Below are 24,857 nucleotides of genomic sequence, written 5' to 3'. Positions count from 1 at the left end.
GCTAGCGGTCGAACTTCCGGTACGAGGCGTCGAGCTCGCGCACCTCGGCGGAGGCGTGCAGCGTGACGCCGTCCTGCGGCGGGATGAACTTGCCCAGCAGCTCCAGCGTGGCCTCGGTCAGCCGCACCTTCACCTCGTCGGTGCGACCGGGCAACAGGCCGATCGTCACCTGCACCAGAGCGTGCCCTTCGTCCGCGCGGTCTTCGTACCCGAAGGCCGAGAGATTGTCGTACCTGATCATGGTCTTGCAGGCCTCGGGTTTGGCGGCCGCGATCTCGACGACGGCCTCGTGCAGTGCGCGGGTGAACCCGTCGACGTCGAAGGCGTCCTCGACCGGGTGCGAGTAGTCGACGGTGATCGCTGGCATGAGCACTCCTGTTCCACGGCGGACAACCAGAACCCTAACCTCCGGGCCTTGCAGTCGCCCCCGCTGCTTCGTCGTACGGACGGACGTCCAGTGGGCGGTCCACAGGTGGGGAACAGTTGTCGGTTCACATACATTGGTTGGTGATATGACTACCGAGCGGATCGACCGGACGAGCGTGGGGCTCCGGTCGGAACGAGGCCCGATCCTGCTCGCGGTGATGCTGAGCATCGGACTGGTCGCGATCGACGCGACGATCCTGGCCACCGCCGTACCGTCCGTGGTCGCCGACCTCGGTGGATTCACCCAGTTCCCCTGGCTGTTCTCGATCTACCTGCTCGCCCAGGCCGTGTCGGTGCCGATCTACGGCAAGCTCGCGGACCAGCGCGGCCGGAAGCCGATCATGCTGCTCGGCGTCGGGCTGTTCGTGCTCGGGTCGGTGCTGTGCGGGTTCGCCTGGAGCATGCCGGCGCTGATCGCGTTCCGGCTCGTGCAGGGGCTCGGCGCGGGTGCGATCCAGCCGATCGGCATGACGATCGTCGGCGACATCTACACGGTCGCGGAGCGGGCCAAGGTGCAGGGCTACATCGCCAGCGTCTGGGGGATCTCGTCATTCGTCGGCCCGACGCTCGGCGGTGTGTTCTCGGACTTCATCTCCTGGCGGTGGATCTTCTTCGTGAACATCCCGCTCGGGATCGCGGCCGCCTGGGTGCTGGTCCGCCGGTTCGAGGAGAAGGTCGCGGACAAGACCAGCCACCGGATCGACTACAGCGGCGCGATCCTGCTCGCGGTCGGCGGTTCGCTGCTGCTGCTCGGGTTGCTCGAGGGCGGCGTGATGTGGGACTGGGACTCGCCGGCGAGCATCGTGATCCTGGCCGCGGCCGTCGTCCTGCTGGTGGGGTTCGTGTTCGTCGAGCGGCGGGCGGCCGAGCCGATCCTGCCGCTGTGGGTGCTGCGTCAGCGGGTGCTGAACTCGGCCAACTCGGCCGCGCTGCTGATCGGCCTGCTGATGATCGGCCTGTCGACGTACGTGCCGCTGTTCGCGCAGAGCGTCCTCGGTACGTCGGCCCTCGTCGCCGGGTTCGCGCTCGCCGCGATGACGCTCGGCTGGCCGATCGCGGCGTCGTTCGCCGGGCGGATCTACCTGCGGGTCGGGTTCCGCACGACGATGCTGATGGGCTCGTTGATCGTCGTCCTCGGGTCCGGCGTACTGCTCACCGTCGGGTCCGGGAGTTCGGTCCCGCACCTCGCCGCGGCGTGCTTCGTGATCGGGGTCGGGCTCGGCTTCTCCGCGTCGCCGTCGGTCGTGGCCGCGCAGTCGTCGGTGGAGTGGCAGACGCGGGGTGTGGTCACGGGCGCGAACATGTTCGCCCGGTCGGTGGGCAGCGCGGTCGGGGTCGCGGTCTTCGGCGCGGTGGCGAACGGCGTGGTCGCCGCGCGCCTCGGCGACGACCACGCCGACCTGGAGAAGGTGCCGGCCGAGATCCTCGCGCCCGCTGTCCACGACGTGTACTACGGCGCCGCCGCGGCCGCACTCCTCCTCGTCGTCGCCGTGCTCTTCATGCCGAACCGCATCACCGAGCGCCCGCTGCGGGACTAGGTTGGGCTGTATGCGCGCGGTCGACTGTGTGGGGGCTTTGATCCGGGACGAGCAGCATTGCGTCTATCTGCAACGGCGTACGGCGGACCGGCGGTTGCTGCCGGGGATCTGGGACATCGTCGGCGGGCACCTGGAGGCTGGTGAGACTCCGGAGCAGGCGCTGGCGCGCGAGGTCGAGGAGGAGACCGGCTGGAAGGTCCGCGACATCGTCTGGACCGTCGCGGACTGGGAGTGGGAGTGGCAGGGCCGGGTACGGCGGGAGGTCGACTACCTCGTCACCGTCGACGGAGACCTCGGCCGGCCGCGCCTCGAAGCCGGCAAGCACGACGCGTCCGCCTGGGCGGGACCGTACGACCTGGACCTGCTGATGGTGAACCGGACCGACGGCGACCGGCGACTTCGGGACCTGGTCGCGCACACGGTCCGGACACGGTTCACGGACCGCCTGCGGCTCGAGCCGATCACCGGTCCGAACGGGGTGGTTCCCGGACATGCGGCGGACCTTCAGCGGATCTACGAGGACCCGTGGGTGGCCCGCTGGTACGACGAGACGCTGACGCCGGAGCAGGCGGCCGTGCGGGTCGCCGAGCACCAGGCGGGCTGGGAACGAGACGCTGCCGGCAAGTGGATCGCCTACGAGCGGGCGACCGGCGAGGCGGTCGGACGCGGTGGTCTGTCCCGTATTCCGGCCGATGCGCCGGTGGCCGCGGCGATCGCTGAACTGGTCGGCGCGGGCTGGGCCACCGACCGGCTCGAGCTCGGCTGGGCCCTGACCGAGTCGGCCCGCGGACGTGGCCTCGCGACCGAGCTCGGCCGCGCCGGTCTGGAGTACGCATTCGACACCTTGAACGCCTCGTCCGTCATAGCTTTCACCGAGCGGGTGAACGCGGCCTCCCAGGCAGTGATGCAGCGGCTGGGCATGAAGTACGCCGGAGAGGTCCGCGCCGAGGGCTGGGCTGCCGACGCCTCCGCCATCGTGCCCGACGCCCCGTTCGCGGTGTACGCCGCCGGTCGGTGACCCGTCTCGCGGTGGCGTTGCTCGGACCTGAGACAAGCAACGGTGACCTGGGACATGCAATACCAGGTCTCCGCAGACCATTTCTTGTCTCAGGTTTCGCGGACAGGCGGCGCGGCGGACCGGGGGCGGACATTTAGCGGTCCAGGGCGGTCACGAAGCGGGTCAGGAGGGTGGCGAAGTCGTTTCGTTCGTTGTGCGTCCAGTCTTCCATCGCGGCGGCGAAGCGGTCCCGGCGGAAGGCGTGGACGGTGTCCAGCTGGGCTCTCCCGGCCGCGGTGAGGACGAGGTTGGTACGGCGGCCATCCGCCTGATCGGCCTCGCGGCGTACGAGGTCCGCCGAGACCGCGGCGGCGACGAGTTTGCTCGCGCGGGGCTGGTCGACGCCGAGGGCCGCGGCGACGCCGTTGACGCCGAGCGGGCCGGGTTCGGCCGCCTCGATCGCGTCGAGGACCTCTTGGACCGGGTCGGGTCCGCCGGACTGGACGGCGAACGTACGCCGGGTCTGCCGCCGGCGGATCGCGATCATCGCCGCCTCGATCGTGGCGACTGGATCGGTCTTGTCCATGCCTGACTCCAACTATATGCTCATTGACATGTATATGTCGGATGACAACAAGCCTATCGGCTGGTGGCTGAAGGAGGTCGACCGGCTACTGGAGGCGTCGTTCGAACAACTCCTCGCCGCCGACAACCTCACCCGCCGCCAATGGCAGGCCCTCAACGCCGCAGCCACACACCGCCGGCCGCCGGAGGCAAACGCACAGAGCAACACGGCGGAGCCCTTCGCCACCGCGGAAGAGACGCCGGCATCCGCGGCGCAGGGGCTCGGATTGCCTGGGCCCGCGGCGCCTGGGTCGGGGATCGCGGAGGCGCTTGCGCCGTTTCTGAGTCGGGATCCGGCGGAGGTGGTGGCGGTCACGGGGCCGTTGGTTGCGCGTGGCTGGTTGGTTGGGGAGGCGCTCACGGCGGACGGTGCGCGGGCGTTGGAGGCGCTGAGCGTGAAGGTTCGGGCTCAGCGGCGGCGGGTGGTGGCCGGGATCTCGGACGAGGAGTACCTGGCGACGGTTGACGTGCTTCGGCGGATGGCCGGCAATCTGACGTGAGGAGGCTCCGGGTGTGACCGCCCAGGCGCGACGGTCACACTCGGAGCCGACCACCTCAAGGGGGAGGTTCCCGGTGAGGTGTCGGGAGCCTCCGGTGTCCTACCGCCCAGGACACTCGGCCCTGCCTGGCCCGAGGTGTCGGCCAGGAGGTGGGTTGGAACGGCTGGGCGGCGGCGATACAGGGAAATCAGCCGCCAGGCCCAGCCGGGTCAGGTGGGCGGTGCGGTCCGGAGCTGAGGAGTGCTCCGGACCGCACCTCGGGTTTCGTCCGGAGCTGAGGAGTGCTCCGGACCTTCCAAGCGCTGCCCCTGAACGTGAGGAGACTCCAGGGCGCAGCGGACCGGGTCTGAGGAGGACCCGGAAGCGATCAGGAGCTTCAGTCGAGCGGGTCGGCCGGGCCGAGCAGGTCGTTGGTCACCTTGAGACCGGCGAAACGGCGCCGCATCGCCTGTTCGTAGCGGGCTGCCAGCGGCGCCTCCGCGACGTACTGCGCGATCACGTGCTCGCCGAACCAGACCCGGACTCTGCGCCGGTGCTGCCTCGACGTCATTTCCGCGATGGTCACAACCTCTCACCCCGTAACTCTCAGCCCTTGCAACCAGTTGGACTTACTGGTTGTCATGGCAGTAATGGTGCACGAGCCCAACGTGACCGCTCTAGGACCTGGACCGGACCTTTGCCGGACCTCTTCCGGTCCTCTCGCGGACATCTGGGGGACAGCACCTTGTCGTGGGGCACAAGTCGAGACAACGTCTGACTGACGTGAACGGGAGGAACGATGGCGGGTAGGTACGCGCCAAAGACGGTCCTGGCGCATCTGATCCAGCGCCGGAACCAGACCTACTCCGAGATCGTCGCCGAGTTCGTCGAGCTGGGTGGAACCATCACCGAGCGGCACCTGCGTCGCCTCGCATCGGGCGAGCGTGCGGGGACCACTCCGCAGACCCGACGCACCCTGCAACGCATGTTCGGCAAGCCGGTCGAGGAGCTCCTCGCACCGTTTGCGCCGGAACAGGCCGCCCAGGTGGTGCCGGCACCTGCCGCGAGTGGACGGATCACGACAGGTAATGAGATGGAGGTTCTCGACATGGCTGCCAGCCGCGCGAGGGCGTTTGCCCTCGCGGCCCAGTCCGGTCTCGGAAGCGAGGCCATGGAACAGGTGTACGCCGACGTACGCCACGCCGCCCAGGCGTACCCGCAGCGTCCACTGCCGGAGATCCTCGGCCAGCTGGTCGAGACGCAGGACCTGGTCTTCGGTCTGCTGGAGAGCCGGCAGCGTCCGGACCACCACCGTCAGCTCTACTTCCTGGCCGGCGTCACCGGCGGCCTGCTCGCCAAGGCGTCCCACGACCTCGGCAACCCGCACGCCGCGCTGACCCAGGCGCGGACCGCGTTCATGTGCGCCGACAACGCCGACCACCACGGCCTGCGCGCCTGGGTGCGCGGCCTGCAGTCCCTCGTCTCGTACTGGGCCGGCAACCCGCACGACTCGGTGCGGTATGCACAGCTCGGCGCCGGATACGCCGAGCAGGCCAACAGCACCACCAGCGTCTGGCTGCCGGTCAGCGAGGCCCGCGCCTGGGCCGCGCTCGGCAACCCGGAGGCCACCCGGGCCGCGCTGGAGCGCGCCGAGGAGGCGTGGAACTCGGTCCACAACGACGACCTGGACGACATGGGCGGCCTGTGCACCTTCGGCCGCAACCGCCAGCTGTACTACGCCGCGGACGCGCTCGCCTGGCTGCCCGGTGAGGTCGAGCAGGCCGAGCGGTACTCGAGCCAGGCCGTCGACGCCTACACCGACCAGAACCACCCGGAGTGGGCCTTCGGCGACGCCGCCGGCAGCCACGCGGCGATGGCGATCACCCGGATCGCGAGCGGTGAGCTGGACGGCGCGGCGGACGCGCTGGCCCCGGTGCTGACGCTGCCGACCGAGCGCCGGATCAACGGCGTCGTGCACTCGGCGCGCCGGGTCCACCAGGCGCTGCGGCAGTCCGGTCGCGCCGACGACGCGCGGGAGCTGCAGGAGGAGATCGAGACCTTCACCCGGACCCCGATGCAGACCTACCCCCGTTAGCCGGATGGATCCACTCACCGGCGAACGGACCGTACTGCGCGAATTCCGGACAACCGACCTCGACGACTACCTGGCCGTCGCCGGTGACGACCGGGTCACCACCTGGATGGCCTTCGACAGCTACGACCGGGCCAAGGCCGAGCAGAACCTGGCCGGCATCCTCCAGCGGTCCGCCCAGGAGGATCGCCCCGATTACATGCTCGCCGTGACCCGGCCGGACGACGACCGCGTGATCGGGTTCGCCCGGATCGCGCCGAGCGGGGCCTGGACGGCGAAGCTCGGCTACGCGATCGGCGCCGACCACTGGGGCCGCGGCTACGCCACGGACGCGGCCCGGGTGCTGTTGCGCTTCGCCTTCGGCCCGCTCGGCCGGCACCGCGTCACCGCCGCGATCGGCCCCGAGAACGAGGCCTCGATCGCGGTGGTCAAACGCCTCGGCTTCACCTACGAAGGCCACCTCCGCGACCACGTCTTCACCAATGGCGCCTGGCGCGACTCCCTGCTGTACTCGCTGCTCGAGCAGGAGCACACCGTCTGAGCAACACTGGGGGCATGGCCGCCACCACCATCACCACGCCGCTGCGGGACAGCCTTGCCCGGATGATCCTGACCAAGGTCGCCGGGCCCGACCCGCAGACCGAGCGCACGCGGGTACACGGGACACCTGGGCCGCGCTGGTTCGCGCCGGACCGGCCGATCCGACGGGTCCACGGGGACGCGTCGATGTTCACCGGCGGGCTGCGGGCGCTGCTGCTGCAGTCGCTGCATCCACTGGCCATGGCCGCGGTCGCCGCGCACTCCGGATATCGGGGTGACCCGTGGGGACGTCTGCGGCGGACCAGCTACTTCCTGGCGATCACGACGTACGGCTCGATCCCGGACGCGGAGGAGGCGATCGCCCACGTCCAAGCCGTGCACGAGCGCGTCCGCGGGACCAGTCCGGACGGCGTGAGGTACCGGGCGTCGGACCCGCACCTGCTCAAGTGGGTGCATCTGGCCGAGGTGGACAGCTTCCTCGCCGCGCACCAGCGGTACGGCGCGCAGCCGCTCAACGCCGTGGAACAGGACCAGTACGTCGAGGACGCGGCGCTCGTGGCCGCCAAACTCGGGGTCATCGACCCGCCGACCACGGTGGCCGAGCTGCGGCAACTGCTGAAGGAATACCAGCCCGAGCTTCGCGGGACGACGGAAGCGCGTCAGGCCGCCCGCTTCATGCTGGTGCATCCGCCGGTGCCGTTCGCCGCCCGGCCCGCGTACGGCGTCCTGGCGGCTGCCGCGGTCGGTCTGTTGCCGTGGTGGACCAGGCTGCCGCTGCGTCTCCCGTACCTCCCGCTGGCCGAGCGAACCGTCGTCCGGGCGGCCGGCGACGGCCTCACCAGGACGATCCGGTGGGCGCTGACCTCGCCAACACTGGCAGAAACCGGCGCGGAGGCATGACGCGCCGGTAGGTTGTCCTCGTGCCGCTCCGTCCACATCGTCCACTCCCGATGGCCACTCCAGCGGGAGTCGAGGTGCTGACCAAGATCCTGACCCAGGGGCCGATCCCGCGGGTGGAGATCGCGCGCCGGACCGGGCTGTCCCAGGCGGCCGTCACGAAGGCGGTCGCACCGCTGATGGAGAGCGGGTTCGTCACCGACCAGGCCGCCCCGGCGGACGGGGAAGGCCAGCTCGGGATCGGGCGGCCGGTGAGCCCGCTGACCGTCGTACCGAGCAGCGTCTCGGTGATCGGCGTCAAGGTCACGCCGACCAGCCTGATCGGTGTCACCACCGACTTCACCGCCGGGATCCTGAACGTCCGGCACGACCCACTGGACGGCACCGATCCGGAGGCGGTGATCGACCAGCTCGCCGAGCACGTGAAGGCGCTGATCGCCGCGCTCAAGTCCGGGACGGCGGTCGCGGGGCCGCTCGCCGGCATCGGGATCGCGGTGTCGGGTGACGTCGACGCGGTGCACGGCGTGGTGCGGGACTCACCGCTGATGGGCTGGCGTGGCGTTCCGGTCGCGGAGCTGCTCGGCAAGCAGGTCCGGGTGCCGATCGTGGTGTCGAACGACGTCCGCGCGCTGACCGTGGCCGAGCACTGGTTCGGGGTCGGTGTGAACGCGGACTCGTTCGCGGTGGTGACGATCGGCTCCGGCATCGGCTGCGGGCTCTACATCAACGGCGAGGTGGTGTCCGGCGCGTACGGCGTGTCCGGCGAGCTGGGGCACCTGCCGCTCGCGCCCGGCGACCTGGTGTGCACCTGCGGCCGGCGGGGGTGTGTGGAGACCGTGGCGTCGTCGGACGCGATCCTGGCCCGGACGCGGGAGACGACCGGGCGGGCCGATCTGGATCTGGCCGGCGCGATCAAGCTGGCGCACGAGGGCGACAAGCACGCGCGTGAGGCGTTCGACCGGGCCGGCGAGGTGATCGGTTCGGCGCTGGCCGCGATGGTGAACCTGGTCGGTCCGGAGCTGGTGATGATCGCCGGCGAGGGCGTCGCCGAGTACGACCTGTACGAGGAGCGGATGCGGCGCGCCTTCGCCGAGCACGCGTTCGGCGCCGCCGGCGACTGCCGCCTGATGCTCCGCTCGCACACCTTCGACGACTGGGCGCGGGGAGCGGCGGCCACCGTGATCCGCTCGTACGTACGAGGCGAACCGCCGCTCCAGCGCTGAGCTAGGTCCTGTCTGGTAATTCAGCGCCAGACGGGGCCTAACTGCGGGCCGCGGCCAGGATCTTGCGCCAGACCTTCTTGTAGGACTCCAGGCCGTCGGTCGCCAGCGGGCCGGTGGGGCCGGCGGTGATCGAGACGCGCTCCGGGATGGTGCCCCAGACCGGGATGTTCTCCTGCGCGTACTGCTGCATGGCCTCCTGGTACGAGCGCGTGTAGGTCCGCGCCGAGCAGATCACCAGGCCGGCCGGGACGCCGTCCGGCACGAGCTCCAGGACGGCCTTGACGCGTGGCGTCTCGACGCCGCCGACGCGGGTCGGGATGATCACGATGCGGGCCCGTTCGAGGGCCTTGTTGAGCAGCCGCTCGTGGGACGGCGGCATGTCCACGATGCCGATGCCCTCCGGCGGGACCTTGTCCAGTGCCTTGTTCAGTAGGCGCTCGGTCGGCGCCTCCGCGATCTCGATCCGGTTCAGTTGGCCGTCCTCGGACTCCGCGATCCAGTCCGCGGCGCTGCCCTGCGGATCGGCGTCGATCAGAGTGGATGTGCGACGGTTGGAAGATGCCAGCGCGGCCAAGTACACCGACGTGGTTGTCTTACCGACCCCGCCCTTCAGTGCAGCTGTCACGATGATCATGAGAGAGAACTTACCCGGTTTTGTCCGAAATCCGGCGTGTCGTCGGCGTTGCTCCGTCACATCGTGATAGTTGCCCGTGGCCCGTGTGTACAAGCTCAAGCAGACTTCAGCGTGAATCCTTTCGCCGGCCCGGTGCCTCTTACTCCCGATATCGCACTCTGACGAAGGAGCACCTCATGATCTGGATCATCGTCGCCGCGGCCGTCGCGGTCGCGCTGCTCGGCACCTGCAGCGTCGTCGTCCTGCGCCGGCGGGCCCGTGGCTGACCTCGACGAGCACCTGATCCGCGCCGCCCAGCACGGCGACGTCGACGCGCTCACCACGCTCGTCGCCGACTCGCACCCGACCGTACGGCGGTTCGCGCGGACGCTGTGCGCCACGCCGGAGGACGCCGAGGACGCGGCACAGGAGGCGTTGATCATCCTGTACCGCAAGATCGGGATGCTCCGCGCCACGAGTGCGCTCACGTCGTGGATGTTCCGGATCATCCGCAACGAGTGCCTGCGCCGGGCCCGCACCGTCTTGCGCGACCAGCCGCTGGTCCCGGACACCGCGCCGTCCGCGGAGGAGGAGGCGCTGCGCCAGTTGGAGGCGCAGGCAGTTGCCGCGGCCATCGCGCAACTGCCTGCCGATCAGCGCAGCGTCCTGATCCTCCGCGACGTCCAGGGCTACAGCGGCCCGATGGTCGCGAAGGCCTTGGGCCTCACCGTTCCCGCCATGAAATCCCGCCTGCACCGCGCCCGGAGCACCGTGCGCGAATCTCTCGGAGCCCTGTCATGACTTTCGCCAGCGCCTCTCTGCCCCGCCATCTGCTCCGCGGCCTGATCGGCTTCGGCAGCCTGATCGCCGCCTTCGCCTTGCTGCCCTCCGTCGGCCCACTCAGCCTCCTGATGCTCCCCGTCACACTGCTGGCCTTCCGCGGCTGCCCGACGTGCTGGGTCATCGGCCTGATCGAAACCGTCTCGCGCGGCAGGCTGCAACGCGACTGCGTCGACGGCCAGTGCAAGCTGACGTCCGTCCCCTAGGGCTTGCGGACCAGCTCGACCAGCGCGCTCAGGCCGTCGGCGCCGTACCCGGCCGCATCGGCGCGGGCGAACAGCTCGGCCACGGCGCCCGGCACGGTCACGTCGAGACCTGCCTCGGTGAACGCCTGGACGGCGTGCTCGGCGCCGACGGCCTGCATGTGGAGGTTGTTCTCGGCGCCGGGGTGTTCGCCGGCTTCCAGTTCCGCGGTGAGGATGCGGAGGAAGCCCATCGGCCCGTCCGCGGTCAGGTCGGTCAGCATCGCCGCGGCGTACGGACGGAGTCGTTCGGCGCTGCCGACCAGGCTCGCCGAGTAGAAGTAGCTGATCAACGTGGTCCAGAAGATGTTCAGCATGGCTTGGTAGTACAGCATCGCCAGTCCGGGATCGCTGCCCATGTGGTCGACGCGGCCCAGTGCCTTCAGCGTCTCGCGGTGCGCCGCCACCACGTCGGCAGGACCCGCGTAGAAGGCGTACGCGCCCGGCCTTCCGATCCCCGGCGGCGGCACCATGATGCCGCCGGCGACCAGCGTCGCTCCGCGTTCCTCGGCCCACTCGCTCGCCGCACGCAATCGCGCCGGGCTGTCCGAGCTCAGGTTGACCAGCACCCGCCCGCTCAGATCCGCGTCCGCCAGGGAATCGAACATCGCCTGGTAGTCGACCTGGCTGATCACCGCCAGCCTGCTCGCGGCCACCGCCTCGGCCGCGCTCGTCGCCTCGACCGCACCGAGCCCTGCCGCCTTGCCGGGGGTCCGGTTCCAGACGGTGGTCGGATGCCCGGCGTCGACGAAGGTCCGGGCCATCGTGGAGCCCATCGCGCCGAGCCCGATCACTGTCACTGCTTCTCGTGAACTCATGCACCCGATGCTCGGAGAACGCACTACGGGTTTACTACGGGTATGTACTTCGGGGTGCTCGGTCCGCTGCTGGTGCGGACGGACGCCGGCGAACCGGTCGCCGTACCCGATCGGAAGGTCCGGACCCTGCTCCTCGACCTGCTGGCGAACCAGGGCCGGCCGGTCAGCGCCGACCGGCTGATCGACGACCTGTGGGGCGCCCGCCCGCCGCGCAACGCGACAGGCACACTGCAGGCCCGCGTGTCCCAGCTGCGGACGGCATTGGACCGCGCCGAGCCCGGTGCCCGCAGCCTCGTCCAACACAGCCCGGCCGGCTACGCGCTGACCACGGACGTTGTCGACAGCAACATCTTCGAGCAGCAGGTACGTGCCGGGCAGATACGACAGGCGCTCCAGCTGTGGCGCGGTCAGCCGTACGCCGACGTGCCTGACCACGAGTTCGCCCGGCCGGCTCGTGAGCGTCTGGAGGACCTGTACCTGACCGCGGTCGAGCACAGCGACGACGTACTGCGGCACACGACCGCACTGATCCAGCAGCGCCCGCTCGACGAACGGCTGCACGCCATCCACCTCAAGGCGCTCTACCGGGCGGGTCGGCAGCACGAGGCGCTCGACAGGTACGCCGAGTTGCGCACTGCACTGGCCGAGGAGCTCGGCGCCGACCCCGGCCCCGAGCTGACCGAGCTGCACCAGGCGATCCTGCGCCATGACCGATCCCTCCGCCGGCCCGCCACTCTCCCCGCGCCGCTCAACGACCTGATCGGACGGGAGCAGACGCTGGCCGACGCACGACAGCTCCTCGACACGAATCGTCTGGTGACGCTGGTCGGCCCCGGTGGCGTCGGAAAGACCCGTCTGGCGCTCGAGCTCGGTTCGCCCGGCGCCTGCCTGGTAGAACTCGCCCCGCTGCGACAAGACGACGTCCTGGACGCGCTGGCCGCAGCACTGGAGCTGCGTGACGAGTCGACCGACCTGCTCCCGCGGCTGCTCGATTCGCTCAGCAACAGGCAGCTGCTGCTGATCCTCGACAACTGCGAACATCTGGACCTGGCAGACCTGGTACGGCGTTTGCTCGCCGCAGCGCCCGGTCTGCGCGTACTCGCGACCAGCCGTGAGCCGCTCGGGCTGACCGGTGAACGCGTGCTCGACGTGCCGCCGCTGACCGCCGAAGCAGCGGCCGAGCTGTTCAACGCCCGCGCGGGTGTCACCGGCGACGTGACGGCGATCTGTGAACGCCTCGACGGCATCCCGCTCGCACTGGAGCTCGCTGCAACCCGCGTGCGCGCGCTCGGGGTGCAAGGACTCGCGGATCGCTTGGACGACCGCTTCCGGCTGCTGTCCGGCGGCAAGGGCGGGCCGGAGCGGCAGCGGACCCTGCGGGCAACGATCGACTGGAGCTGGGACCTGCTGGACGACCAAGAGCGACGGATGCTCCGGCGACTCGCGGTCCAGGCGGGCACGTTCTCGCTGGAAGCGGCTGTCGAGGTCAGTGAGCTGCCCGAGCACCTCCTGCTGGCTCTGGTCGACAAGTCACTTGTCGTGGCCGGCGGCGGTCGATATCGCCTGCTCGAGTCGATCGCCGCGTACAGCCTGGAGCGGCTGTCCGAGGCCGGTGAGGAGGCCGCCACCCGCCGGAGGCATGCGGATTACTACCTGGCGCTCGCGCGGCGGGCCGAGCTACGCGGCCCGGGTCAGCGGGAGTGGCTGCAGCGGCTCGACCAGGAGGCGGCGAACTTCCGAGCCGTCCCACCGTCGCTCGAGCTGGCCACTGCGCTCGCCTGGTACTGGTACCTGCGAGGTCGTCACGGTGAAGCACGCCGGTCACTCGCGGCCGCGCTCGCGGCGCCAGGCCAGGACCCGGCGCTGCGCGCGCAGGCCACGGTCTGGCTCGTCGGGATGACGGCGACCGATGCCGAGGGCACCGATGTCGCGCGCGCCGGCGAGGAAGCGCTGCGGGCCGTCGGCGACGACCCGTACGCGCTGTGGTTCCTGACCATGACCCGGTGGGCGTACGGCGACGCGGACGTGCTGTTCGGCTGGATCGACCGGGCGATCGAGACCTTCACCGACCGCGGCGACCGCTGGGGTCTCGCCGCGGCGCTGAGTACGCGGGCGCAGCTCGACATCGTGCACGCGGATCTGGCCGCGATGCGCCGGGACAGTCTGCGCAGCCTCGAACTGTTCGACGCGCTCGACGACGACTGGGGCCGGCTGCAGGCGACGTACACGCTGATCGTGGCCGCCGAGATCAGCGGCGACTATCCGACCGCCACGGCGTATCTGGAGGACGCGATCCGGCACGCGGAGGACCTCGGGCTGTGGACCGAGGTCTCGTTCCGCACCGCGGGGCTGGGCCGGATCGCGCTGCTGACCGGCGACTATGCGCGGGCCGACGAGCTGCATGAGCAGGCGCGGCGGCTGGCGGTCGAGCAGTCGAACAAGTCGGCCGAGGAGTACGCCGAAGTCGGCCTCGGCCTGACCGCCCGGCGCCAGGGCCGCCTCGACGACGCCGAGCGGTACTTCAGCAAATGGCTCGCCTGGCTGACGCAGGTCGGCGGCACCGCCGGGATAGCCTTCATCAGCAACCAACTCGGCTTCGTCGCCGAACAACGCGGCGACTACACGACGGCCCGCACCCTGCACGAACGCGGCCTCGAACTTGCCCGCGAGATCGGCGACCACCGGGCAATCGCCCTCGCCCTCGAAGGCCTCGCAGGCGCGACCGAAGACCCCGGCCGCGCCCTGACCCTCCTCGCCGAAGCAGCAGCCCTCCGCCAAGAGGCCGGCGTCCCCTGCCACCAGCCGAACGCTTCGACGTGGACCGGATCGAAGCCAGACTCAACCTGGCCTAGCAGACCTGTGGTCAACGAAAGATGAAGAAGAAAGAGATTTAGAACGGTGGCCGGCCTCGGCGGTCAGCCGTAGTTTGCCTGCGCGACCCGAGCCCGCCCACACCATCAGCACCCTCATCCTGCTGACCGTCGCGACTGTTGCACTGCTCGGCCCCTACCTCCGACAAACTTGCACGAGCGGAAACCTCGGCGTAGCCAGAAGCGGCCGAGCCGGGACCGCTGCTCGTACGGCGCTCCACAACCACCCGACCCCGGGGCAGGCCTGTTCCGCCCTCGCGGCCGACCGGTTCAGTGTCCGCCATGAGCGGCGGAGGACAGACGCCGTCGACGACACACCGGGGGCGCGGATGGCTGGTAGGGGGCGACTGGCGCGGGCTGCTGGGAAGGATTCCGGCCTCTCCTGACGCGGACAGCAGCCTGCGTGTATCGGCTGCGTTGACCTTGCCTGCACCGTTGCCGCTGGCCAACGCCAGCAACCGACCGGCCCGGCGCAGCAGAGCCGCCTCCTGCCCGCATGCCTGCGGGGAGGAGGTTGCTGTGTCGTCCGGCCTCAAGCGGAGGCTGCGAAGTCGGCCGCTTGCTGGAGGGCAGCCTCGTCGGCCCGCCATCGGGAGCGGTCGGCGACGGTCTCCACCACGTCGCCATCGACCGCCCGCAGGCCGACGTCGGCCTGCTCCGTGGGCTGGGTGGGCTCGGACTCGCGCGGGTCCGTCCTGCCGCTGGGTGGTCGAGTGCGCGGGGGTGCTGTGCGGCGCGTTGTGGCGAGGGCGGCTCCGGGTTCGGCCCAGCTGGGGCGGGCGACGTGGACGACGCCGTCGAGGATGGCGATGGTCCAGTGGCCCCTGTGCAGGTCGACGTGGTGGCGACGGCACAGCAGAGCCAGATTGTCGACCTTGGTGTCGCCGCCGTCGATCCAAGAGACCAGGTGATGGGCGTCGCACATGATCGGCGGGGCCCCGCAGACCACGCAGCCGCGGTCGCGGTGGTCCAGGGCGCGGCGCATCGCCCCGGTGACGAGCCGCACGCGGCGCCCGACGTCGAGCGGTTCGGAGTTCGAGCCGAGCACCAGCGGGATGATGTTCGCATCGCAGGCCAGCCGCCGGATCGTGGCCGCCGACAGCCCGCCGCTGTAGACGGTACGCCCGATCGCGTCCGCGGTCGCGGCCTTCAAGTCTTCGAAGCCGATCGTGACGGTGATGTTCGCCTTCGCGCCGTACCCGGCCACCCGACGATCCTTCCCCGCGCTCCCCGCACTGCCCGCGCTGCCCGCGCTACCGGTGCCGCCCGCGGCGGCCATGGCCACCGCCGTAGATCCGGTGGGCGCGGCGGGTCCCATGGTGTCCCATGCGGCAGCGGCGATGCCCAGGGCGGTGGACAGCGCGTCGGCCTGGCGCTTGTCACGGGGGCGCGGGTCGTGGTCGCCGTCGACGGTCTTGTGCGGGCGGGCGCCGGCATGGACGACGGCGCGCAGGAGTTCGGCGTTCTCGTTGGCCAGGAAGCCCTTGAACTTCACGCCGTTGTCCGCAGCCGACAGCGTCAGGGACTCCCGTTCATACGCCTTCAGCTCCTCGGGCTCGGGGCCGTCGGAGTCGAGCAGGTCGGCGATCTCCTTGGCCGCGGTCCGCAGCTCGCCCGGTGACAGGTGACCGGCCAACCCGACCAACTGCTCCGCGGCCGCGTCCAGATGCTCCACCGGCACCCGCGACCGCACCCGCTCCAGCGGAGACACGATCGCGGCCGCCTGCGCCGGCCGCAGCAGCCAGCCACCACCAGCGCCGTCCCCGGATCCGCTGTCGCCGGACCCGTTGTCGTCGAGTGCGTTGTCGTCGGGGGCGTCGGTGGGTGCGGAGGAGGCGGTGCGGTCGAGGGCGGTGGCCACGGCCGGGTAGTGCGGGGCGGTCTGGGCGAGGCGGAGGGTGCGGCGGGCGGCCGGTGGGTCCAGGCGGTAGCGGAAGCGCAGGAGTTCGGCGGTGTCGCGGGCGCCGAGCTCCTGCGCGTACCCGGTCGACTCGATGGCAGCGATCACACTCAGCCGGTAGGCCTCCAGGCGGGCGAGCTCGGCCTCCAGCGTGTCGAGGGTGGACAGCAGTTCGCCGCCACTCATCGACCACGCCGGCCGTTCGCCCAGGAGTTCCATGGCATTGACTCTAGACGGCGACACCGACAGTTTCTGAGCCGGAATCCCCTTATTTTGTGGGCTATTCGTGGGCTACCTGTGGGCCCACACCAGCACACACCCAGCAAACATCCCAGCCGACTCAGCGCTGTCCATCACCCGGTCGCGAAGCCCTCAACGAATCCCCAGCTGCGCAGATCTACCGCGCGATGTACTGCTGGAGGAACCTTGGCGCCGACGGGGAACCGTGCGGACAGCCACATCACCAGCGCCTCGGGTTCTGCCGACTCGGTTGGTGGTGCTGATGGGGGCGAGGCATCTTCTGGCATGCCGAGTGTCACCGCACCGCCAAACCAAGCCAGGCAGCCAACTTTCCCTATATCTCTTTACTGTTCTTTGTTCTTTCTCGAGCTTTTGCTGCTGTTCGACGGGCGGTGGTTACTTGCCGAGCCAGGCGTTGACCTTTGACTCGTTGGCCTTCACCCACTTCTCGGCGGCCTGGTCGGGGGTGAGTTTGTCGACCGCGATCATCCGGGCGACGGCGTTCTGGTCCTCGTTGGTCCATTGGAAGTTCTTGACCAGGTCGTAGGCCGGGCTGCCGGAGTCGGCGAACTTCTTCGAGACGATCTTGTCCAGGTCGTACGGCGGGTAGTCGCAGGCCACCTTCGCGGGCACCGCGTCGCAGCCGGCTGTGTACGCGGGCAGGTTGACCTTCACCAGCTTGACCTCGTTGAAGAACCACTGCGGCTCGTAGAAGTACGCGAGCAGCGGCCGCTTGTTCTTCTCCGCGTCCCGGAACGCCTGGATCAGCGCGGTCTCGCTGCCGCTCTGCACGACCTTGTAGTTCAGCGACAGGTTCTTCACCAGCGCCTCGTCGTTGGTGACGTACGACGGGTCGCCGTCGAGCAGCTGCCCCTTGCCGCCGGACTCCGACGTCTTGAACAGGGCGGCGTACTTGTTCAGGTTTTTCCAGTCGGTGATGTCCGGGTACTTCTCGGCCATCCACGGCGGCACGTACCAGCCGATCACGCCCTTGACGCCGGTGGAGCCCGCCTCGACTGCGACCTTGTCGGTCTCGATGTACTTCTTCTTCAGGTCCTCGTGCCCCCAGTTCTCCAGGTTCACGTCGACCTCACCGGTGGAGAAGCCCTGCCAGGCGATCTCTTCCTTGAGGTTCTTCTTCTCCACCTTGCAACCGAGGTCCTTGGTCGCGACGTACGCCACCACCGCCGCGTTCGCCTCGTACCCGACCCACGGACTGACGGTCAGGTTGAACGAGCCGCACTCCTTGCCGGCGCTCGGCTGCGGCTGCGCGCCGACCTTCTCCCCGCCGCACCCCGCGACCGCGAGCGCGACCGCCGTCAGCACACCGGCGTACCGGAGCTTCTTCACCGCTTGTCTCCTCTACCTTGGAAATCCTGGGTACGGCGTGCCGCGGCCTGCGTGACGCGGTCGAGCATGACGCCCAGCAGGACGATCGCCAGCCCGGCGGCCAGCCCCTTGCCGTACAACTCGCTCTGCGCGAAACCGGCGGCCACGTCGTACCCGAGCGCGCCCGCGCCGACCAGCCCGCCGACGACCACCATTGACAGCACGTAGATCAGGCCCTGGTTGACCGCGAGCGTGATCGCCCGCCGGGCCACCGGCAGTTGCACCTTGCTGATCACCTGCCAGGCGCTGGACCCGACCGAGTTGGCTGCTTCGACAGTCGCGACCGGCACCGCCTTGATGCCGTCGGCAACGATCTTCGTGGTGACCGGTACGGCGAACACCACCGCCGCCGCGATCGCGGTGAACCGGCTGGTCCCGAACAACGCCAGGAACGGCACCAGATACACGAACGGCGGCATGGTCTGCCCCGCGTCCAGCACCGGCCGGATCCAGCCGTCCACCCGCCGGTTCCGCCCGGCCCACACCCCGAGCGCGAGCCCGACCGCGACCACCACGACCGTCGCGAGCAGCGTCGACGCCAGGGTGACCATGCTGTCGTGCCACACCCCGGTGGCGATCAGCAGCGCGCAGCACACCGCGGCCGGGGCCGCGCCGCGCCAGCCTCCGAGGACGGCCCCCAGCGCCACCAGGACCGCACTGACGAGCCACCACGGCGATCCGGTCAGCAAGCCTTCGAGCGGGTTGAGGAGCCCCAGGGTCACCACGTCCCGGACGCCGTACGTGAACCCGCCGAAGACGTCCTGGACCCACGCGGTCACGTCCGACGCCACCACCGCGATCCGCGAGCCGATGTTCACGTCCGAGGGGAACTCGGCCGCCCACACGTAGGTCCGGGAGAACCACACCGCCACCAGCACACCGACTGCGCCGACGCCGAGCAGAACCTTGCGGCGCACGCTCGCCGTACGCCACGGCCGGTCGCCCGCCGCGGTCGTCACCCGGTCGAGCACGATCGCGAGCACCACGATCGCCAGCCCCGCGTTGAACGCGACGCCGACGTCGAGAGTCTGCAACGCCTTCAGCACGGTCTGACCGAGACCCGGCGCATCGATCAGCGCGGCCACGGTCACCATCGACAGCGCGGCCATGATGGTCTGGTTGATGCCGACGACAACGGTCGACCGCGACATCGGCAGCAGCACCTTGAGCAGCGTCTGCCCGCGGGTCGAGCCGAGTGAGCGTGCCGCCTCGACGCTCTCCGGCGGCACCGAGCGGATCGCGTGTGCGGTCAGCCGGACCGCGGGCGGAGCGGCGTAGATCAGCGTGGCGATCGTCGCCGCGGCCGGCCCGATCGCGAAGAACAAGGTCAGCGGCGCGAGGTACACGAACGTCGGCAAGGTCTGCATCAGGTCGAGCACCGGCGTCGCGACCCGGAACGCACGGTTCGACAGGCCTGCCCAGATCCCGAGCGGGATCGCGACGAGCAGCGACAGCAGCACCGCCGCGATCGTCAGCGCGAGCGTGTCCATGCTCTCCTGCCACAACCCCTGCAGCCCGACGAAGGCGAGCCCGGCCGCGGTCAGGACGGCGACCTTCCAGGTGCCGAACGCCCACGCGCAGTACGCCGCGATCGCGACCACGCCGAGCCACCCGATCACCGGCACCGGGCGGTCGAACGACGGCTGCGAGATGACGTTCTGCAGCAGCACGACGAACTGGTCGACGACGAACCGGATCGCGTCGAAGAACGCGTTGCCCTGGCCGACGTCGTCGCGGTGATCGTTCAGCCACCGATGCAGCGCGGTGGTGTCCTGGCCGCCGAGGACGAGCGTGTCGATGCCGCGCAGGACGAAGTACGCCGCGACCCAGACGACGAGCAGGACGCCGAGGACAACGCTGCGCCGAGGCCGCCGGACCTCGACCTCCACGTCGCTCGTGATGGCAGCCATCAGTGGTCCGCGACGACGGCGAGGATCTCCTCGTCGCCGATCACCCCGAGCAACGTCCCGCCGTCCACGACCTTCACCGGGCGGTCGGACTCGAGCACGAGCCGGGTCGCCTCGCGGACCAGGACGTCGGGCGCGAGCTCCGGGCCGTCGAGCGGCTCGTCCGGACGCGGATCGCGGACGATCCAGCGCAGCGTGAGGACGTCGGCGCGCGGGACGTCGCGGACGAACTCGCGCACGTAGTCGTCGGCCGGTGCGCCGACCAGCTCGTCGCCGGTGCCGAGCTGGACCGCGGCGCCGTCGCGCATCAGCAGGATCCGGTCACCCAGCTTGAGCGCCTCGGACAGATCGTGGGTGATGAACACCATGGTCTTGCCGACCTCGCGGTGCAGCCGGACCACCTCGGTCTGCATCTCGCGCCGGATCAGCGGGTCGAGCGCCGAGAACGGCTCGTCGAAGAGCAGCACGTCGGGATCGTTCGCGAGCGCGCGGGCCAGCCCGACGCGCTGCTGCATGCCGCCGGACAGCTGCTCCGGGTACAGGTGCTCGTTGCCCGCCAGGCCGACCAGGTCGATGACCTCCTGGGCGCGGCGCCGCCGGTCCGGCTTGCTTTCGCCGCGGATCTCCAGGCCGTACGAGACGTTGTCGATCACCTTGCGGTGCGGCAGCAGGCCGAAGTGCTGGAACACCATCGAGAACTTGCTCCGCCGCAGTGCGCGCAGCCGCTTCTCGTCGGCCGCGCGCAGGTCCTCGCCCTCGAAGGTGAGCCGCCCGGCCGTCGGCTCGATCAGCCGGGTCAGGCAGCGCACCAGTGTGGACTTGCCCGAGCCGGACAGCCCCATCACCACGAACACCTCGCCGGGCGCCACGTCGAAGCTCAGGTCGCGGACAGCCGCCGTACACCCGGTCTTCGCGTACAGCTCCGGACGGTCGAGGGCGGCCAGGTCCGGACGGTGCGGGATCCGCTGCGCCTTCGGGCCGAAGACTTTCCACAGGCCCTGCACGGACAGCAGCGCCTCGGAATCCTGAATGTCGGGGTACTCGAGCTGAGCGGTCACAGGTAAACCCTCGCATCCCCGCCGGCAGACACAACGTGAACCGGGACTCTACCCAACCGCCGGGCCCTCAACTCCTGTCAGGGCTGGTACGGCGGCGCCTCGCCCCAGGCCCAGTGCGGCACCGGAGCCTTGGGCGGCGGGGTCGCGCCGGGCTGCGAGTTGGCCAGGGCGATGCGGGTGCCCCACTCGACGTACGCGACGAAGGCCGAGCGGAACTCCGGGTCGTCCGGGAGGCCGGCCGGGTCGGCGCTGCGGGCGATCAGGGCGGCCCAGCGCGACCGCTGCTCCTCGGTCAGCCCGAGGCCGAGGTGGTGCGACAGCATCGCCGGGTAGCCGCCGAGCTCGTCGGTGTAGCGGCTGTGGCCGCGGAACACCTCCCCGAGCCAGATCGCCACGTGCTCGCGGTGGTTCTCGCTCATGTGCGCGAAGACCGGCGCCAGGATCGGGTCCTCGAGCACCTGGTCGTAGAAGACCTCGGTCAGCCGGCGGAGCGCCTCGTGGCCGCCGGCCCATTCGTACAGCGTTGGAGTAGTCACGTAATCATGTAATCACGAGAACAGGGCAGCGGACACCGCCGCGAGCTCGTCCTCGATCCGGGTGTCGCCGTCCTCGGTGAACCACAGAATGTTCTGCAGGATCCGCCCGGCAGTCCAGCCGAGGGCACGGTCCCGGTCGATGCCGGTCACCTCGAGCGTGAGGTCGAACCGGTTGCGGATCGCTTGCGAGAGGTCGCCGGTCGCGACCAGATCGTCCCATCGGTTCCACAACACCGGCATCAGTTCGAACGCCGGGTCCCCTGTCAGCGGCTTCGGGTCGATCACCAGCCACGGTCGCCGTTCCGCGGCCATCACGTTGCCGTAGTGCAGGTCCCAGTGGAGCAACCGGTCACCCGGCTCCGGCAGCAGCTCGGCCATCCGGTCGGCGAGGCGCCGCGCCAGTGCCTGTTCGGCCGGGTCCGCGAGCATCGGAAGCACCCGTGGCGCGTCCTCGATCATCCCGGCCGCGATGTCCGACAGTTGACGGATCCCGGGTGGCGCGGGGACGACCATCAGACGGGTCAGGAGCTCCGCGAGGATGCGCGTCGCCTCGACGTCATCGGGAACGTCGTTCAGCGTCCGGGGTTCGAGGCGCTCGAGCAGCAGGGTCGACGTCTCCGGGTCGTCCTCCAGGACCTCGACGACGTCGTCGTGGTTCCAGGTGCGCAGGGCCAGCGCCTCGTTCTCGGACTCCTCGTCGACGCGCTGCAGCTTGAGCATCGCCGCGGTGCCGTCGCGCCGTACGACGGGGACGATCAGCGACGCTTCGCCGCTCAACGAGTCGCCGGCGACGGTCAGCTGCCACTCGTCGATGTACCGCTGGACCGCCCCGGGCAGCCCGTCCAGCCAGTCGGCGGCCTTCGCGCTGTGGTTCCGGACGAGTTTCGCGGGGATCTCGATCACCCTCGGCAGAGTAGGTGCTGCGGCAGACATGTGCTTGGGTTTTCCCGTGGAGAGCAGGCATCGGCGGGCGCAGCGGTTGGTGGCAGTGGCGTACCTGGGCATTCCCGTGGTGCTGCTGGTGGTCGTCGCGGCGATCGCGGCGACGGGTCCGGCGGCCGCGTGGATCGGGTGCGTCGTGCCGGTCGCGATGCTGGTGCTCGGGTTCGTGCTGCGCCGGCGGCACCGGTACACGCCGCGCTGGTGGCTGGGCGTCGCCGGGCTGTTCGGCGGGCTGGCCGGGCTGACGGTGACGCTCTTCCCGTTGGCCGTCGGGGTGTGGTGGCCGGCGATCCTCGCCCTGCCGGGGCTGATCGTGGGCATCGTCGGCGGGCTGGCGCTCGCGCGCGCCGCCGACCGCGCCCTGCTCGTCCCGTTCGACCCCGAGCTCGCCGGTACGCCGTACGAGCTGGTCTTCCGGCTGCGTGGCATCCCGCTCGCCGCGGTGCTGGTCGGCGCGGACTCGGTCACCGTGCAGTCGCATCCGGTGCCGCGGTCGGAGCAGCAGCTCCGCACCTACCCGCTGAGCGCGATCACCGCGACGCACGAGTTCTCGCTGTCGGGTGCGGAGCGGCTCCGGTTCCCGATCGCGATCACGCACGCCGTCGCGAGCGAGGGACCGGCCGTGATCCTGCAGGTGAACGGCGAGGACTGGGTGCTCCCGACGAACCAGGCCGGTTCGCTGATCGACGTCCTCGCCGAGCGCCGCGGAGCCTGATCCGGACCCTGCCGTTCCGTAGGATGAGGTGGATCCGAGCGGAGGAGAGAGGGGCTGGGCCGTGGCCGAGCAGCTGGACGTCGAGGACCGCTGGCCCGAGCTGTTCGCTCCGCTCGACGAGGAGCAGCGGCGCGCCGTCCTGCAGTCGCTCGCGAACGCCTGGCACGAAGGCTGGGAGCCGAACCGCGAGGACGTCGAGAACCTCGCCGACCGGGCCCGCGGCGCCATCGACCAGGACGAGTACCTGCGTCGCGCCCACGCCGCCGCCCGCCGACGCGCGACGAATCAAGGCTGACGCGGGTGGCAACTGACCCGTACGTCTACCCACCGCCTCACCAGGAGACGCTGCGGAACAAGTTCGGCGAGCTCGACAGGGACACCCTGAAGGGCCTGGAGTACGCAGCGGCGGCCGAGCGCCAGCGGCAGCTGGAGTCCGGCGAGGCCGACATTCCGCGGACGTACGACGGCCGGCACGTGGAGGCGATCCACGCGCACCTGTTCCAGGACGTGTACGACTGGGCCGGTCAGCGCCGGACGGTCGAGCTGGCCAAGAGCGGCCCGGGCGGCTTCGCGCCGATCGGCCAGATCGACCGTTACCTGGCCGACGCCGCGAAGTTGATCGAGTCCGCCGACTGGGCGTCGATGGACCTGGACGAGTTCGCGGCGAAGGCCGCCGAGGTGCACGCGTACGTGAACCAGGCCCATCCGCAGCGCGAGGGCAACGGGCGGGCGGCGAAGGTGTTCATGCAGCACGTGTCCGAGCTGTCGCCGTACCAGCTCGACTTCACCAAGGTCCCGCCGGCGGTGTGGAACCAGCGCTCGATGCTGACCGATCCGGACCTCGGCAAGTACGAGCCGGTGCCCGACATGATGGTGCCGGTCTTCAAGGCGATCGCCGAGCCACGGCCCGGCGGACCGAGCGCGACGCTGCTCCCCGCGGACCTGAAGGAGGCCCGCCGCGTCGCCGGCCTCGATCCGAACGGGGCATCGGCCCGGACCACGAAACAGCAGGACGCCGGTAAGGCCGGCCGCCAGAGCGCGTCCCGTGGCCGCCCGGGCCGGACGGTCGAGCGCGACTGAGCTCTAGGAGGAACGTTCCTGGCGGGCGGTCTCGGCCTTCTCCGCCTGCCAGCCGTCCTCGTTCTTGCCGAGGCGCCAGTAGCCGGACAGGGAGACCTGGTCGCGGGAGAGTCCGCGGACCTGGAACAGGTTCTTGCGGATGCGGAACACGAACCCTGCCTCGCCGTGCACGAACACGTGCGGCGTTCCGTCGCCGAAGTCGAACGCCTCCACCGCCGCGACCAGACCGTCGCCGCGCTCGGCGCCGGCGGTCCCGCGATGGAACCAGCGCACGTCGACGTCGCCGGAGCCGCCGAACTTCTGCTCCTCGGCGCCGTCCGCCACCTCGACGAGAACGGTCGCGCGGGTTCCCGGCCGCAGCTGCTCGACCGCGGAGCCGATCGCCGGCAGGGCGCTCTCGTCACCCACCAGCAGGTGCCAGTCGGCCGCGGTGTCCGGCGTATAGGCGCCACCGGGGCCGTTGAACCACAGCACGTCGCCCGGCTGCGCCGACGCCGCCCACGGACCGGCCACCCCTTCGTCGCCGTGGTGGACGAAGTCGATCGCGAGCTCACGCGTCGCCTCGTCCCAGCTCCGGACCGTGTAGGTCCGCATCGTCGGCCACTGCTCGGCCGGGTATGTCTCCCGCACCACGCCCATGTCCAGCGGCTCGGGGTACTCGACGCCGTCCTTGCAGAACAGCAGCTTCACGTAGTGGTCGGTGTACCCGTTGTCGGCGAAGTCGTCGGACGAGAACACGACCCGGATCATGTGCGGCGTGATCCGCTCGGTCCGGAGGACGACGGCGCGCTTGCAGACGCGGTTACGGCGGGGTGCGGGAGTGGTCACGCGACGACGATCCTCTCGGGCGGGCAGGTTAGGGCAACCTAACTAACCTTAACCCACCCGCCC

General features: G+C 70.3%; 25 protein-coding genes. 13 read left to right on the top strand and 12 right to left on the bottom strand.

The window, feature by feature from the left end:
* Position 1: 1 nt before the first annotated feature.
* Complete coding sequence (locus AB0L64_RS02275; RefSeq protein ID WP_359934739.1) at positions 2–367, bottom strand: hypothetical protein; 366 nt, start codon at positions 365–367, stop codon at positions 2–4.
* 145 nt (positions 368–512) lie between these two features.
* On the opposite strand from AB0L64_RS02275, the gene AB0L64_RS02270 reads away from it, so the two are divergent.
* Together AB0L64_RS02270 and AB0L64_RS02265 are read left to right on the top strand one after the other, a co-directional pair.
* Positions 513–1,964 (top strand): MDR family MFS transporter, encoded by a 1,452-nt coding sequence (locus tag AB0L64_RS02270; protein ID WP_363706842.1) that lies wholly within the window; start codon positions 513–515, stop codon positions 1,962–1,964.
* Positions 1,965–1,974: 10 nt separating this feature from the next.
* Complete coding sequence (locus AB0L64_RS02265) at positions 1,975–2,982, top strand: GNAT family N-acetyltransferase (RefSeq protein WP_363706840.1); 1,008 nt, start codon at positions 1,975–1,977, stop codon at positions 2,980–2,982.
* Positions 2,983–3,115: 133 nt separating this feature from the next.
* On the opposite strand, the gene AB0L64_RS02260 is transcribed toward AB0L64_RS02265, so the two are convergent.
* Complete coding sequence (locus tag AB0L64_RS02260) at positions 3,116–3,547, bottom strand: MarR family winged helix-turn-helix transcriptional regulator (RefSeq protein WP_363706838.1); 432 nt, start codon at positions 3,545–3,547, stop codon at positions 3,116–3,118.
* Here AB0L64_RS02260 and AB0L64_RS02255 point away from each other — a divergent pair.
* Positions 3,546–4,085, top strand: a complete 540-nt coding sequence (locus AB0L64_RS02255; protein ID WP_363706836.1) for a hypothetical protein — start codon at positions 3,546–3,548, stop codon at positions 4,083–4,085. The two genes, AB0L64_RS02260 and AB0L64_RS02255, sit on opposite strands and share 2 nt — an antisense overlap.
* 376 nt (positions 4,086–4,461) lie before the next feature.
* Here AB0L64_RS02255 and AB0L64_RS02250 read toward each other — a convergent pair whose 3' ends face one another.
* The gene (locus tag AB0L64_RS02250; protein ID WP_355475507.1) at positions 4,462–4,635 is read right to left on the bottom strand and encodes a hypothetical protein; all 174 of its coding nucleotides are present in this window, start codon (positions 4,633–4,635) and stop codon (positions 4,462–4,464) included.
* Positions 4,636–4,863: 228 nt separating this feature from the next.
* Between AB0L64_RS02250 and AB0L64_RS02245 the strand changes: the two genes are divergently transcribed.
* Genes AB0L64_RS02245 through AB0L64_RS02230 form a run of 4 tightly spaced genes read left to right on the top strand, consistent with a single transcriptional unit; the run spans position 4,864 to position 8,816 of the window.
* Positions 4,864–6,159 (top strand): XRE family transcriptional regulator, encoded by a 1,296-nt coding sequence (locus AB0L64_RS02245; protein ID WP_363706834.1) that lies wholly within the window; start codon positions 4,864–4,866, stop codon positions 6,157–6,159.
* Between the two features lie 4 nt (positions 6,160–6,163).
* Positions 6,164–6,697, top strand: coding sequence for a GNAT family protein (locus AB0L64_RS02240; RefSeq protein ID WP_359934749.1), 534 nt, complete (start codon positions 6,164–6,166; stop codon positions 6,695–6,697).
* 14 nt (positions 6,698–6,711) lie between these two features.
* Positions 6,712–7,596: an oxygenase MpaB family protein gene (locus tag AB0L64_RS02235; protein WP_363706831.1), complete on the top strand. Its 885-nt coding sequence runs from the start codon at positions 6,712–6,714 to the stop codon at positions 7,594–7,596.
* 50 nt (positions 7,597–7,646) lie between these two features.
* Positions 7,647–8,816 (top strand): ROK family transcriptional regulator, encoded by a 1,170-nt coding sequence (locus AB0L64_RS02230; protein WP_363706829.1) that lies wholly within the window; start codon positions 7,647–7,649, stop codon positions 8,814–8,816.
* Positions 8,817–8,853: 37 nt separating this feature from the next.
* Here the strand turns inward: AB0L64_RS02230 and AB0L64_RS02225 are convergent, their stop codons facing one another.
* Positions 8,854–9,450, bottom strand: coding sequence for a ParA family protein (locus AB0L64_RS02225; protein ID WP_363706827.1), 597 nt, complete (start codon positions 9,448–9,450; stop codon positions 8,854–8,856).
* 258 nt (positions 9,451–9,708) lie between these two features.
* On the opposite strand from AB0L64_RS02225, the gene AB0L64_RS02220 reads away from it, so the two are divergent.
* Positions 9,709–10,230 (top strand): RNA polymerase sigma factor, encoded by a 522-nt coding sequence (locus tag AB0L64_RS02220; RefSeq protein ID WP_359934757.1) that lies wholly within the window; start codon positions 9,709–9,711, stop codon positions 10,228–10,230.
* Positions 10,227–10,475, top strand: a complete 249-nt coding sequence (locus tag AB0L64_RS02215; protein ID WP_363706825.1) for a hypothetical protein — start codon at positions 10,227–10,229, stop codon at positions 10,473–10,475. Before AB0L64_RS02220 ends, AB0L64_RS02215 begins: the two co-directional genes overlap by 4 nt.
* Here AB0L64_RS02215 and AB0L64_RS02210 read toward each other — a convergent pair.
* A complete protein-coding gene (locus AB0L64_RS02210) occupies positions 10,472–11,329 on the bottom strand; it encodes an NAD(P)-binding domain-containing protein (protein WP_363706823.1) in 858 nt (285 codons plus the stop codon). The genes AB0L64_RS02215 and AB0L64_RS02210 overlap by 4 nt on opposite strands.
* A 42-nt stretch (positions 11,330–11,371) precedes the next feature.
* On the opposite strand from AB0L64_RS02210, the gene AB0L64_RS02205 reads away from it, so the two are divergent.
* On the top strand, positions 11,372–14,206 hold the full coding sequence (locus AB0L64_RS02205) for a BTAD domain-containing putative transcriptional regulator (RefSeq protein WP_363706821.1): 2,835 nt from the start codon (positions 11,372–11,374) through the stop codon (positions 14,204–14,206).
* A gap of 525 nt (positions 14,207–14,731) precedes the next feature.
* Here AB0L64_RS02205 and AB0L64_RS02200 read toward each other — a convergent pair.
* From AB0L64_RS02200 to AB0L64_RS02175, 6 genes are all read right to left on the bottom strand, one after another.
* Complete coding sequence (locus AB0L64_RS02200) at positions 14,732–16,318, bottom strand: DUF222 domain-containing protein (protein ID WP_363706819.1); 1,587 nt, start codon at positions 16,316–16,318, stop codon at positions 14,732–14,734.
* Between the two features lie 417 nt (positions 16,319–16,735).
* Entirely contained in the window at positions 16,736–17,689 is a 954-nt protein-coding gene (locus tag AB0L64_RS02195; RefSeq protein ID WP_359934767.1) for an ABC transporter substrate-binding protein, read from the bottom strand.
* The gene (locus AB0L64_RS02190; RefSeq protein WP_363706817.1) at positions 17,686–19,638 is read right to left on the bottom strand and encodes an ABC transporter permease subunit; all 1,953 of its coding nucleotides are present in this window, start codon (positions 19,636–19,638) and stop codon (positions 17,686–17,688) included. Before AB0L64_RS02190 ends, AB0L64_RS02195 begins: the two co-directional genes overlap by 4 nt.
* Positions 19,638–20,693: a glycine betaine/L-proline ABC transporter ATP-binding protein gene (locus tag AB0L64_RS02185; protein ID WP_359934771.1), complete on the bottom strand. Its 1,056-nt coding sequence runs from the start codon at positions 20,691–20,693 to the stop codon at positions 19,638–19,640. The genes AB0L64_RS02190 and AB0L64_RS02185 overlap by 1 nt, the downstream gene beginning before the upstream one ends.
* 77 nt (positions 20,694–20,770) lie before the next feature.
* Positions 20,771–21,229 (bottom strand): group II truncated hemoglobin, encoded by a 459-nt coding sequence (locus tag AB0L64_RS02180; RefSeq protein WP_363706814.1) that lies wholly within the window; start codon positions 21,227–21,229, stop codon positions 20,771–20,773.
* A gap of 12 nt (positions 21,230–21,241) precedes the next feature.
* Positions 21,242–22,132, bottom strand: a complete 891-nt coding sequence (locus AB0L64_RS02175) for an aminoglycoside phosphotransferase family protein (RefSeq protein WP_363706812.1) — start codon at positions 22,130–22,132, stop codon at positions 21,242–21,244.
* 46 nt (positions 22,133–22,178) lie between these two features.
* Here AB0L64_RS02175 and AB0L64_RS02170 point away from each other — a divergent pair, with 46 nt between their 5' ends.
* From AB0L64_RS02170 to AB0L64_RS02160, 3 genes are all read left to right on the top strand, one after another.
* Positions 22,179–22,886: a hypothetical protein gene (locus tag AB0L64_RS02170; protein ID WP_363706810.1), complete on the top strand. Its 708-nt coding sequence runs from the start codon at positions 22,179–22,181 to the stop codon at positions 22,884–22,886.
* A gap of 61 nt (positions 22,887–22,947) precedes the next feature.
* A complete protein-coding gene (locus AB0L64_RS02165) occupies positions 22,948–23,181 on the top strand; it encodes a hypothetical protein (protein ID WP_363706808.1) in 234 nt (77 codons plus the stop codon).
* A gap of 5 nt (positions 23,182–23,186) precedes the next feature.
* A complete protein-coding gene (locus AB0L64_RS02160; protein ID WP_363706806.1) occupies positions 23,187–23,966 on the top strand; it encodes a Fic family protein in 780 nt (259 codons plus the stop codon).
* Positions 23,967–23,969: 3 nt separating this feature from the next.
* Here the strand turns inward: AB0L64_RS02160 and AB0L64_RS02155 are convergent, their stop codons facing one another.
* Complete coding sequence (locus AB0L64_RS02155) at positions 23,970–24,794, bottom strand: siderophore-interacting protein (RefSeq protein ID WP_363706804.1); 825 nt, start codon at positions 24,792–24,794, stop codon at positions 23,970–23,972.
* Positions 24,795–24,857: the final 63 nt, after the last annotated feature.

Origin of the sequence: Kribbella sp. NPDC051936, from assembly GCF_040680955.1 — a bacterium.
Taxonomy (GTDB): Bacteria; Actinomycetota; Actinomycetes; order Propionibacteriales; family Kribbellaceae; genus Kribbella.
The sequence above is the reverse complement of the archived record's forward strand: the minus strand, read 5'-3'. Positions and strand labels throughout refer to the sequence as shown.